This is a genomic window from Nocardia sp. NPDC057668, assembly GCF_042799795.1.
Taxonomy (GTDB): domain Bacteria; phylum Actinomycetota; class Actinomycetes; order Mycobacteriales; family Mycobacteriaceae; genus Nocardia.
The window spans coordinates 2,444,848-2,457,279 of the sequence record NZ_JBHVIC010000001.1 but is presented as its reverse complement, the minus strand read 5'-3'; the positions used below and the strand labels follow the sequence as shown (position 1 = coordinate 2,457,279).

Here is a 12,432-nt window from a genome sequence, read left to right as displayed (position 1 = left end):
TACGTGAAAGCCGCACGCCTCGCACGCGTTTCGAACCACGCACGGCGAGTCCTCGCCATCGTGGTCGCACTACTGGTCATCGGCGTGACAGGCGGTCTCGGGACCTCCGATCAGGCTCCTGCCGCCGCGCTGCCCGCGACGCTCGCCGGGTCGCCCTTGCTCGTATCGTCGCCGTTCCCCGTCGAAATGCCGCTCGCCCAGCGTGATCCGGCCGTCACCGATACGAGCGAGCCCGCCCCGGCCGAACCGCCCGGCGTCGCGGGCGGGGACTGCGGCGGAACGGGATGCGGCGGCGGCACCCACGACGGCGGCGGCACACAGGACGGTGGGGGTACACAGGACGGTGGGGGTACCCAGGGCGGTGGGACCGACCGCTGCTTCGACAGCGGTGGCTGCGGCAAACCGGTCGAGTACTGCGCCGACGGCACGGTGAAGCCCGCCACCGGCTGCCCGGTCACGAAACCGGAGCCCAAGTATTGCCCCGACGGCTCGCTGCAACCCGACAGCGGAATCTGCCCCACCACCACATGTCCGGACGGTTCGGCCAAGCCGCGCAGCGGCAAGTGCCCCGCCACGACGTGTCCGGATGGTTCGACGAAACCGAGCGGCGGCGAGTGCCCCGCGACGACCTGCCCCGATGGTTCGACGAAACCGGCGAGTGGTGAGTGCCCGGCGACGACGTGTCCCGATGGTTCGGTCAAACCGGCGAGCGGTAAGTGCCCGGCTACAACGTGTCCGGATGGTTCGGCCAAGCCGAGCGGCGGTGAGTGCCCCGCGACGACGTGTCCGGACGGTTCGACGAAACCGGCGAGTGGTGAGTGCCCGGCGACGACGTGTCCGGATGGTTCGGCCAAGCCGAGCAGCGGTGAGTGCCCCGCGACGACGTGTCCGGACGGTTCGACGAAACCGGCGAGTGGTGAGTGCCCGGCGACGACGTGTCCGGACGGTTCGGCCAAACCGAGTAGCGGCAAATGCCCCGCCACAACATGTCCGGACGGATCCGCCGCACCCACCGGTGGTGACTGCCCGGCGGGAAAGTGTCCCGACGGGTCGGCTCGTCCGGCCGACGGGCAGTGCCGGGTGGACGCCGGGAGCGGCGGGAACCCGGGCGGCGGCAACCCCGGATCCGGTGGCGGGCGGCCCGATTCGGGGCCGGGCGTGACCACCGAACCGGGCGTGACGCCCGAACCGGATCCGGTCCCGGCCACGCCGGAGCCGGGCGCGGGCAATCCGACCACCACCGGTGGATCGAATGACGTATTCCCGGCGGGCACCGGTTTGGAGTTGAATCCGCCCGCGGTGTCGCCGGGTGCGCCGGTGGCCGTGGCCGGGCGCGGCTGCGATCCCGGTGCGCGGGTGCAGGTTTCGATCGGCGGTGCGGCCGTCGCCGATACCCGCGCCCGGGCCGACGGCGGCTTCGACACGACCCTGACCACCGGCACCACCGAGATCGGCCATCACGACGTGACCGCCGAATGCGGCCCCAAACTGGCGGCCGCACTGGACGTGGTGTTGGTCAGCGAGGTCGGGGGCGGCGCGGCGACCGCGACCGTCCTGCTGTTCTTCCTGCTCATCGGCGGCTGGTTCTACGGCCACCGCCTGGTATCCCATCTGCCCGCCCGGAGGCCCCGATGACCAGTCTTCGCCTCGCCCCCGCCGCGGCCGTCCTGCTGTGCCTGGCGGCCTGGTTCGCGATCGCGCCCGCCGTCGCGGCCGATCCGGTGCGCGCCACGGCGACCGTCGACGGACGGGACATCGCGGGCGCGAACGCCCGGGACCCAGTGCGCCTGGAGCCGTCGACAGTGGCGCTGGTGGTCGTGGAGGTCACGAACGAGTCCGCGGATCCGGTGACCGTGCGTCGCGTGGACCTCACCGGTCACGTGCTGGGCCTGAACTTCTTCTCGTACTCGACCTCGGTCGAATTGACGGTGGCCGCAGGCGCGACCGGCAAGCTCACCTACCGACTCGATCCCGCCGGACTGGGCGGGCAGGCCACCGGACTCATCGGCTCGGACATCACGGTCATCGGCGCGGACGGCGAACCCGTCGCGACCGTGCCCACCGTGATCGACGTTCGCGGCTCGCTGGTGTCGGTGTACGGCCTGTTCGGGATCATCCTGACGGTGCTGACCCTGCTCGCGATCGCCGACGCGGCGCTGAGCATCGCCCGGCACCGGCTCGCGGCCAACCGCTGGCAGCGCGGACTGCGGGTGCTCGCGCCGGGCATCGGGCTCGGGCTGATGATCGGCTTCACCGCCTCCATCGCGCGCTGGTGGGTGCCGGCCACCTCGCTGTGGCTGGCCCTGGCCGGCGTCACTGCCACGATCTTCTTTCTCGCGGGCTACTTCTCGCCGACCCCGCGCCGCCCCGACTACCTCGGATTGGACGCGGAAGATCTGGCCGCCGCCCGCGAGCTCGACGCCCAGGGTTTCACCGCCGATGCGTCAGGTCGAGATTCGGCGACCGCGTTCGGCCGAGATTCAGCGCCGGCGTCCGGCCGAGATTCGGCGCCCGCGTTCGGCCGCGATCACGCCGCCGCGGGCGGTTATGACGCGGGCGGTTATGACGCGGGTGGGTACGACGCGGGTGGGTACGACGCGCGATTTGCCGCCGTGGGAGCGGGATTCGATTCCGGATCCCGGGTCGACGACAACCGGGAGACGGAATTGCTCGGCGGCGGGCAAGCACGTGTCGCCCCGGGAGCGGAGGCGGGGTTCGCCGATGGGCCGCTGCCCGGTGGATCCGAGGAGTCTTCGCCCGGTCGCTCCGGCGGCCCGATTCCCGCCGAGTTCGACAATGCTCCCGTGGCCCGCCCACTCGCCTGGTCGACAGAACCGGGCGCGGGTCCCGGCGGTGGCCCACCGGCCCCGCCCCGGCGGTGGGGTTGGCAACCGGCGCCGAACGAGGAACCGACGCAGGTGGTGAGCCCGCGGCCTGTACTCCCTAAGCCCGCTGCGGGACAGCTGGATTCGGCAGCGCCCACCGGCACGGCGGCCTTCGATCCGCGGAAACCTGCTGTCGTGCTGCCGGATTCGTTCGACGAAACGGGCGAGACGACAGTCGGCCGGAGCGATCGGCAGCCGGACGCCGCCGCGTCGGCCGCGCGGGATGCCGGCCGCACCCCCGATACCGGCGACGAGGCGACACAGGTGGTCGGACAGCCGCTCGACGTGCGTAAACCTGCTGTCGTGCAGCCGGACTCGTTCGGTGTCGAGGGTGAGACGACTCTCGGCCAGAGCGATCACCACGGCTACGCCGGCGACCCGGCCCACCTCGGCGATCACGGGTCGAACGCGCGAGGTGTTGCCCGCGCAGCCGGCCCCGGCGACGAGTCGGTCGGGCGGGATGCGAGCAACGCCACCGATCCCGCCGATGAGCCCACGATCCGCACCTCGCCGCGCATCCAGCGCTTCCGGCCCGGCGGAGTGGCCGGATGAGCGTGCGGGATCTGAAGCAGGGCGACATCGCCCGGGTGCGTGCGGCGCTGCCCGGGTACGAGGTGGGCGGGCAGATCGGGCGCGGTGGGTGCGGGGTGGTGCTGGCGGGCACGCACCGGGGGCTGGCGCGGCGGGTGGCGATCAAACAGATCCCGCCGCAGTTCGCCGGCGACACCCAGGTGCGGCGGCGGTTCGTGGCGGAGGCGCGCGTGATGGCCGCGCTGGATCATCCGCACGTGGTGCCGGTCTACGACTACATCGAGCACGAGGACATGTGCCTGCTCGTGCTGGAGTTCCTGCCCGGCGGCACGGTCGAGAATCGTTTCGTCACCGCGGGTTTCGAGGCCACCGCCGCGGTCGCGGTGGCGCTGGCCTGCGCGGCGGGGCTGGACGCGGCGCACCGGCACGGTATCTTGCACCGCGACGTGAAGCCGTCGAACCTGATGTTCGCGGCCAACGGCACGCTCAAACTCACCGACTTCGGCATCGCCAAGATCGTCGGCGGAGAGGAGACGCTGGTGACGCGGGCGGGCGACATCGTCGGCACCCCGTCCTACATCGCGCCGGAACAGGTTCGCGGCGAGTCGCTTTCCCCCTCGACGGACGTCTACGCCCTGGCGACCATGCTCTACCAGCTGCTCTCGGGCGTCCTGCCGTTCCCGCCCGGCACCGACGCCATCGCCATGCTCTTCGCCCACGCCTACGGCGACCCGATCCCCCTCACCCACGTGGCCCCCGCCGTCCCGCAACCGATCGCCGACGCCGTGATGCGTGGCCTGGCCTCCGACCCCGCCGACCGCTTCGACACCGCCGAGTCCTTCGGCATAGCCCTGGCCGAGCCCGCGGCCCACTGCTGGGGCGCCCACTGGCTGACCCCCGTGGGCATCCCCCTGATCGGCGCGGACACCATCATCGCCGCGGCCACCGGCGGCCGCCTTCGCCCGCCCACCCTGCACGCCGCACCCCCGCCCACCCTGCTCAATCCCGCGACGCCCCCGCGCCCCCACACCCCGCCGGCCTTCGGCCCGCAGGGCACACGTTCTGGCCGACAAGAATCCAACCCCGGATCGCCGGGTGCCGCCCCTGGCACGCAGGGGCCCTACTTCGAACGGGATGGCGCGCATCCGGGACGGCAGGGCGCGCACTCGGGGCCGCCGGTAACCGGCCCCGCCGCGCAAGGCCCCTACCCCAGGCCGGGTGGGGCACCCTCCGGGCCGCAAGGCGCGCACCCCGGCTCGGAGCGCGCGCGTCCCGGCCGACAGGGCACACATCCGGGATCGCAGGGCACCCGTCCCAGCGCGGGCGGGGCGAACGCCGGCCCGAAAACCGGCCCCCCGGAACACAACTCACCCCCGGCCCCGACGATGCTCAATCCGGCGACCCCGCCCGGCCCGTACGGTGCGGTTTACCGCCCGGGGACCGGGGTGGATCGCACCCACGATTCCGCACCCTCCTCCGATCCCGAAACCACAGCTCTGCAACAGAATTCACCCTCGCCCACGACATCGAACAACTCCGCGGCGTCCGGGCCGCTCGACCCGCCGCGGGGCAAGCCGGCGCCGGGTGCAGGCCCGAGCGCCGATCCCGCCCGCTTCGGGGAACCGCCGACAACAGCCATGGCCCACAGCCCGTCCGAGTCGCCGACCACCCTCAACCCCGCGACCCCGCCGCGTCCGTACGGTGCTGCGGCAGGGGCAGGTCGCAATCTCGATGCCGCGCCGCTCGCCGACCCCGAAACCACAGCTCTTCAGCAGAATGCGGCCCCGCCCGCCACCGTTCTCAACCCCGCCGTCGCGTCCGGCCCCGCGCGGGATTCCGCCGTGCAGTCCCCGGGGGCAAGCCAGGGAGCCGGTCTTCCCGGCGAACTGCGGCAGAACCCGGCCATCGCGCCGACCACGGTCAATCCCGCGACCTCGCCTCGCCCCTACGGTTCGGTGCCGAACCCGCCCGCGCCCGGCGCAGGCCAAGGGCCGTCCGATCGCGGAAGGCGTAGCGACCCGAAACAACCTCTGCCGCCGCATCGTTCGTCGGCTGCGGAGACGATGCTCAACCCGGCGGCAGCACGGGGAGGGGATTCAACGGGCGCGGCTGAGGATCCTGCGCGGCGGGGCTTCTCGCCTGGCTCTTCCGATGACGCGGAGACTCGGCTCGATGCGGCGGGGCCTTCGGCGCGCGGTGGATCGAATGCCGCAGGGGCAGGAGGTTTCGGAACGCGGTCGCCCGCGGGGCACTCGCCGCAGCAGGGCGCCGCGCGAGTCCGGCCGCCCGCGGGGTTCAGTCCCGCCGCGGGACAGCCCGATCCGCGGGCAGCTGGTCCGGGTGTGCGGACCGGGCGGCCCTGGGATCCCCGGCAGGCCGGTGACCCCGCAGGGTTCGGGCGGCCCGGTCAAGGAGGCGGTCCGCAGCCCATTCCCGGTGCCGGAAGCGGTGAGCGGCGGCAGCGGCCACCGGTGTCGTCGCCGGAGACCGTGGTGCGGCCCGCCACCCCGCTGTGGCCGGGGCGGAGGGACGACGATCGGGAGCAGCGGGGGCCGACCACCTGGCGGGACGACGACCGGGAGCAGAGAGGGCCCACCACGTGGCGGAAGGACGACCCGGAGCAGCGGGTGCCGACCGTGCGGCGGGACGGGTCCGGCAGCAGCGGGGGAGCGTCCGGGGCACAGCGGGTTTCGCCGCCACCGGCGCAGCCGGCGCGGGTCGGGTGGAGCGCGGTGAGCATGGTCCGGGTGCGGCCGCTCGAACCGATTGCGGGGGGCGGGGTTCGGCTGGTCGACGTCGACCGGAACGAGCTGGTGCCCGTGCAGCGGGTGGTGAACCTGAAACCGGCTCGGGTGCCGTTGTCTTCGGCGGGGGTGCTGGCCGCGTTGGTCGCGGGGACGGCGGTGCTCGGGCTCGGTGGTGCGCCGGAGCGGAATCTGCCCGTGCAGGGGACGGTTCGGATCGCGGGGATGGACCCGGCGGTGGCGCGGGCCGTCGAGGTGGATCTGTCCGAGCCGGTGCCCATCGAGATCAGCGGTGTCGACGCCGACGCGGCGCGCCTGTCGGTGCGGCTGCCGGGTGCGAGCGTCGGCGGGAGTGCGACACCGCTGGGTGCGGGCGGGGCGGGCAAGCTGCCGCCACCGGTCAACGGGTACGTGCTCGCCGGGGATCTCACGGCGGAACTCACCCTGTCCCGCAACGGGTCCGAGGTTGCCGCCTATCGGTTCGGCGTCCACACGGCGCAGCGCGGGACCACGACCGTGACCGCCGCCGTCCTCGTGCTGCTGACCCTGTTCGCCGCCGCCTACACCGAGTCCAACGCCCGCACCCTGCGGCGCGGGAGCGCCCGCTTCGCCGCCACCATCGGACTCACGGTCAGCACCGGCCTGCTCGGTGTCGCGGCGTCCGGGGCGTCCTGGCTCCTGCTCGGCCACGAGCCCACGATGCCCGGGCTCGTCGCGGCCACCGCACTCGCCGCCGCCGCGGGCGCCGTGGCCTCGATCGGCTTGCGCCGCATGGGAAAGCGCTTCCGCTACATCCGTGTCCTGCGCCTGCGGGAACGGGCGTGAGCGCCCGTACCCGCGCCCGGCGCGCCGGGCCGCGCCGTCGGCCGGGCTCACCGAACATGCCGACCGATCCGCGTTGCGCCCGCGTGGCCGGTGGCTCGCGTTGTGCTCGCGGGCACGGGACCGAGTCGCCGCGCGGGTAGCGCTCGCGGGCTGTTCATCGATATACACACGACGCCCCGAGCGGCGTGCGTGTGGAGGGGAGGCACGGTGACGGCAGGGGAGCCACTGATCGAGATCCGGGAGTTCGGCCGGCCCGCGCGGCGGCGGCAGCTGGCCGGGCCGCTGATCTTCGGGCGCGGCGGGAACAGCGAAATCCTCTCCGACAGCGAGGTTTCCCGGCAGCACCTGCGCCTGGTGCCCACGCCCACCGCCCTGTCGGTGGTCGACCTGGGCAGCCGGAACGGCACCACGGTCAACGGGGTCACGCTGTCCGGGCGACATGTGCTGGCGGTGGGCGACGTCGTGCGCCTGGGCCGCACCGAGATCATCGTGCTGCGCGCGCCCGATCCCGGTGCGCCACCGGAGATCGGCGTGGACACCCACGTTCCGGCCGCGGGCCACGTCGTCCCACCGCCGCCGGGCGAACGGCGGGTGAGCACCGCCGTCGCGCTGGCCGAGCGCATCCTCGACATCGACGCCACCGGCACGCGCAACATGTTCCCCACCTTCCCCGAAATGCCCGCGCGACTTCCGCTGCGCGCCTGGCAGGTCGCCCGCGCGATCAGCGTGACCGCCTACCTAGCGCTCGTTCTCACCCTCTTCCTCGACCCCACCACCGGGCTGCTGCTCTTCTTCGGCGTGCTCGTCCCACTGCTGCCCGGCCTGTTCCTGCTCGCCCCGGGCCTGTGGCGCAACACCTGCCCGCTGGCCGCGATCAATCAGGCCCCCAGGCTCTTCGGGATCGGCCGCGCCGCCACCGCACCCCGATGGATCCAGCGGTACGGCTACCTCGTGGCGGTCGCCCTGTTCTTCGGCATCGCGGGCTCGCGGCTGGCGGGACTGGACCGCAGCGGCGTGGCCACCGGCTGCGTACTGCTGGCCGTGGCGGTCGCGGCCGGGAGCGGCGGGCTGGCCTTCAAAGGCAAGAGCGGGTGGTGCAGCAGCATCTGCCCGCTCTTCCCGGTGCAGCGCGCCTACGGTCAGACGCCGTTCGTCACCGTGCCCAACAACCACTGCGAGCCGTGCGTCGGCTGCGCGAAGAACTGCTTCGACTTCACACCGCGCGCCGCCTACCAGGCCGATCTCGACGACCCGGATCCCGCATGGAGTTCGGCGCGCAAGCTCTTCGCCGCCGCGCTGCCCGGCTTCGTCCTCGGATTCTTCATTCTCGCAGGCAGTTCGGGTCTGCGTGTGGCGCAGCGCTACGAACTGCTGGCGCTGTTCCTGCTGGCGGCGGTGGGCGTGTTCTTCGTGCTGGAGTCGACCACCGCCGTCGGCGTCCGCATGCTGGCGGCCGGCTACGCGGCGGCGGCGCTGAACTTCTTCTACTGGTTCGCCGGACCGGTCCTGTTCGCCGCGCTGGGCACCCTCACCGGGGTGAGCGCGCCGTGGCTGCGCTGGCCGCTCAGCCTGCTGGTGCTGGTGGCGAGCCTGCTGTTCCTGGCGCGCACCCGGGTCAGCGAACTGCAGTACGCGCGCGCCACCGGGGACCGCGACGAACCGGTGCTGCTGCCCTTCCCGCGCCCCCGCGCCGCCGCCGAGAGTCTTACCGCGGCAGCGGCTTCGGTGGTCTTCGAACCCGGCGGCGGCCGGGTCGAGGCCGATGCCGGCATGAGTCTGCTCGACTGCGCCGAACGCGCGAATCTGCCGCTGGAGGCGGGCTGCCGGATGGGTGTGTGCGGCGCGGACCCGGTGGCCGTGCTCGCCGGCGCGGAATCGCTCGGCCCGGCCGGTGGTGAGGAGCGAAACACGCTGCGGCGATTGGGGTTCGCCGAGAACACGCGCATGGCCTGCGCGGCCCGGGTCCGGGGCGGTGAGGTGCGGGTGTCGCTGACCCCGCAGCCCGGCAGCGGAAACGGCAGCACCACGGCGCATTTCGACCGATCCATCGTCAGCGTGGTGATCGTCGGCAACGGCATCGCCGGGGTCACCGCCGCGGACTTCATCCGGCGCGGGCATCCGGACTGCGAAATCCACCTCGTCGGGCGCGAATCGCACGACTTCTACAACCGCATGGGCATCTCCCGCCTGGTCTACGGGCGCTCGGCCATGCAGGGCCTGCACCTGCTCCCCGAACAGTGGTACGCAGATCACCAGGTCACCGCCTGGCTCAATACCCTTGCCGCCCGGCTCGATACCCGCGCCCAGCGGGTTCACCTGGGCACCGGCGACGTGCTGCCGTACGACCGGCTGGTGCTGGCCATGGGCGCGAGCGCGGCCGCCCCGCCCATCGAGGGACTGCACCGGCCCGGCAGCTTCGTCCTGCGGGAAGCCGCGGACGCCCTGCGCATTCGCGCCTACGCCCAGCGGCACGGCAGTGCGCGAGCGCTGGTCGCCGGCGGCGGTCTGCTCGGCCTGGAAGCCGCCTACGCGCTGCACCAGCTCGGGTTGCGCGTCACCGTCCTCGAACGCGGCGCCCGGCTGCTGGGTAAGCAACTCGATTCGCGCTGCTCGGAGCTGGTCCTGGCGCATTTCACCCGGCTCGGCATCGACGTCGCGCGCGGGGCCGAAACCGCCCGGCTGCTGGGCGAACCCGGCGTGCGCGCCGCGGTGCTGACCGACGGCCGCACCCTGCCCTGCGACCTGTTCCTGGCCGCCACCGGCATTCGCCCGAACATCGAACTGGCCCGCCGGGCCGGGCTCCCGGTGTCCCGCGGCATCCTGGTCGACGACCGCATGCGCACCGCAGCCCCGCACGTGTACGCCGCCGGTGACGTCGCCGAACATCGGGACCGCGTCCCCGGCCTGTGGCCGATCGCCGCCGAACAGGCGCAGGCCGCCGCGGTGAATGCCCTGGGCGGCAATCAGATCCTGACGGCCGAACTCCCGGCCACCCTCCTCAAGGGTGTCGGCCTGGAACTGTTCGCCATCGGCCGCACCACCCCCGCCCCCGGCGACGAACTGATCGTCGCCGAGAACCCCGCCGCCCCCTCCTACCGCTCGCTCACGCTCTCCCTGGGCCGCTGCGTAGGCGCGACGATCCTCGGCCACCACCCCGCCGACGTGGCCGCCGCCGAATCCGCCGTCCGCGCCCGGGCCCCCTTCCCGCCCCACCTCCGCAACTCCCTGCGCGCAGGCGACTGGACCCCCTTGTCCTCGATAGCACCCGCCTGACCCACAGGGTCCAGAACACACCACGAGTTCGACAGAGCCGCAACCGAATCCCTGCATCAGACGGTGGCCACCCGACTTCAGCGCGGGTCCTCACTCTCGGCACCGTGGAGGCCGAATGCCTCAGGCCGACGTGAGCGGGGGTAGATCAGCGGCGGGGCTGCTCGGGGCGGTAGGTCAGGATCCGGGCGCCTATTCGGAGACTCCAGCCGGGTTTCAGTTCGTGGGGGCGCTGGCCGACGCGGATCCAGTCCTGGGCGCCGGGGGCGGCCACGTAGGTGCCGCCGGGGGTGGCCGCGTCGCGGATCAGGACGATGCCGTTCTCGATGAAAACGTAGGCGTGTACGCGGGATACGTGCCGATCGCGGGGGATCACGATGGGGGAGGAGGCGGCCCGGCGGACCGACTCGTCGATCAGCGGATCGCGGCCGATCACGTACGGGCGGTCCAGGGGATAGACCGCGCCGTCGGCGGTGGTGAGCGCGCCGCCCACCGGGCCGAGGGCGCTCGTTTCCGGCGGCACCGGATCGCGGCCGCTCGCGCGTTCGGTGGCCGCCGGTTCCGCGGCCGCCGCCTCGGCGTCGAACGCCGCGGTCGGGGGCTGGTCCGCGGGGTCCGGGCGCGTGGGCTCCGGCCGGCCCGGGCGTCGCGCTGCCGCGCCGGCCGAATTCGGCTCTGCCGAAGCGTCTTTCGACAGGCGAGGCTGATTGCCCCGGGACGGGTCCGAATCCGGAACGGTCAGCCCCTCGGGCACGTCCGCGTCACCGTCGATCTTCGGAACGACCCGGGTTTCGGTGGGAATCGCGGACTGCGGGTCGCTGGGATCCAGCGGCCGATCCGACCGTGCGGGCTCCTGCGCTCCGGACCGGTCCGGCTGCGGGACAACCGATTCCGCGCCTCCGATCGGACCGCTCGCGGGCCGGGATGGCCGTTCGCGCGGCGCGCCACGGGTTTCCGGCGGCTCTGCGGGCCGATCGGCATCGGCCCGGCGCTCACGCGGCGCGTCGGCCCGGTGGTCACCGGCGCGGCCGGCGGACCGGGCGGCCGGTGCGTCGGGCAGCTCGGCCGGACGCCCGAAGGCGCCGGCGGCCTGGGTCTCCGGCGGTTCGGGGTGCCGCTTGCCCGCGGTCGCGCCGCCCGGACGCGGCTGCGAATGCGAGCCGGAATCGGCGGGCCTGCGGCCGCCGGGGGACTCCGGTCGCGCACCCGAACCGGGGTAGCTCGGCGGCGGAGCGTCGTGGGTGGTCGGGGCCGCGGCCGACCCGTGGGGGTCGGCCCGGGTGGGCAGCGGACCCGAATCCGGGCCACCGGCCTCCGGTCCCCGATTGCCCGGCGGCCGCGCCGGCGAGCCCGGTCCCGGGAAGCGGGTATGTGACGGAGTCGGCAGCGGAGCGCGGCGGGTGGGGTCCGGCAGGAGTCCGGGGGAGTTCACGCGCGGCAGCGAACCACCGGTTCCCGGCGAATCGGCGGCAACCGGACCCGGCCGGGCGCTCGCGGGATCGGCACGGGAGTCGCGCGGACCTTCCGGCATCGGTTCGGCGGCAGCTTCGGACGCGGCGGAGCGCGGGGTCGAGCCGGTGTTCCCGCGCTGCGCGGGCAAGCCGGAGGGCGGGGCGTGCAGCAGGAAACCGCCGCCGGGAACCACGCCCACCCGCAGGTTGGTGTGCGGCACCTCACCGCCCGAGGTGCTGTCCGCGGCGATGGTGAGCCGGCGGACCGGGTCCCGCAGGATCTCATCGGCCCAGGTCATGGCGCGTACACCGGAGAACTGCCGCGTGCCCTCGGGCCCCTCGACCAGGGCACGCACCGGCCCGCGCAGCAGCACGAGGATCCCGCCCTGCGTCGGCGCGACCACCCCGAACGACGGCGGCTGCGCCGAGCCGCCGCTGAAAACGGTGGCGGCCAGTCGCTGCGCGATGGCCACTCCCGGATCCGCGGACCCGGCCGCGGTCTCGGCCGCGCCCAGGATCCGCTCCGTGGACGGGCTGGTCCCGGCCAGGTAGATCACCACGCTCCCGAACCGCGCGATCAATCCCTCACCGCGCAGCAATCCGACGGTTGTCGGTATCCGCCCCATTCGCGCCTCCTTGTCCGGCGCTCACAACATCGTTGCCAAGCATAGGACCGTTCACACGCCGGCGGTTGCGACACGGAATCCGCCGGATCGTGGCAATACT

General features: G+C 73.6%; 6 protein-coding genes. 4 read left to right on the top strand and 2 right to left on the bottom strand.

The genetic code is table 11. The features are described from left to right. Positions 1-110 precede the first annotated feature (110 nt). Positions 111-701: a hypothetical protein gene (locus tag ACFVBH_RS11270; RefSeq protein WP_379001245.1), complete on the bottom strand. Its 591-nt coding sequence runs from the start codon at positions 699-701 to the stop codon at positions 111-113. A gap of 457 nt (positions 702-1,158) precedes the next feature. Here ACFVBH_RS11270 and ACFVBH_RS11265 point away from each other — a divergent pair, with 457 nt between their 5' ends. From ACFVBH_RS11265 to ACFVBH_RS11250, 4 genes are all read left to right on the top strand, one after another. Further along, complete coding sequence (locus tag ACFVBH_RS11265) at positions 1,159-1,635, top strand: hypothetical protein (protein ID WP_354989922.1); 477 nt, start codon at positions 1,159-1,161, stop codon at positions 1,633-1,635. Next, entirely contained in the window at positions 1,632-3,437 is a 1,806-nt protein-coding gene (locus ACFVBH_RS11260; protein ID WP_379001244.1) for a hypothetical protein, read from the top strand. Before ACFVBH_RS11265 ends, ACFVBH_RS11260 begins: the two co-directional genes overlap by 4 nt. Further along, complete coding sequence (locus ACFVBH_RS11255; protein WP_379001243.1) at positions 3,434-6,985, top strand: protein kinase; 3,552 nt, start codon at positions 3,434-3,436, stop codon at positions 6,983-6,985. The genes ACFVBH_RS11260 and ACFVBH_RS11255 overlap by 4 nt, the downstream gene beginning before the upstream one ends. A gap of 207 nt (positions 6,986-7,192) precedes the next feature. Further along, positions 7,193-10,258: an FAD-dependent oxidoreductase gene (locus tag ACFVBH_RS11250; protein WP_379001242.1), complete on the top strand. Its 3,066-nt coding sequence runs from the start codon at positions 7,193-7,195 to the stop codon at positions 10,256-10,258. Positions 10,259-10,403: 145 nt separating this feature from the next. Here the strand turns inward: ACFVBH_RS11250 and ACFVBH_RS11245 are convergent, their stop codons facing one another. After that, positions 10,404-12,332 (bottom strand): FHA domain-containing protein, encoded by a 1,929-nt coding sequence (locus ACFVBH_RS11245; protein ID WP_379001241.1) that lies wholly within the window; start codon positions 12,330-12,332, stop codon positions 10,404-10,406. Between the last annotated feature and the right edge of the window lie 100 nt (positions 12,333-12,432).

What these genes read in the sequence shown, in the direction of transcription:
- ACFVBH_RS11260 (WP_379001244.1), top strand. Translation starts at nt 1,632, where the DNA reads ATGACCAGTCTTCGCCTCGCCCCCGCCGCGGCCGTCCTGCTGTGCCTG.
- ACFVBH_RS11255 (WP_379001243.1), top strand. Translation starts at nt 3,434, where the DNA reads ATGAGCGTGCGGGATCTGAAGCAGGGCGACATCGCCCGGGTGCGTGCG.
- ACFVBH_RS11245 (WP_379001241.1), bottom strand. Translation starts at nt 12,332, where the DNA reads ATGGGGCGGATACCGACAACCGTCGGATTGCTGCGCGGTGAGGGATTG.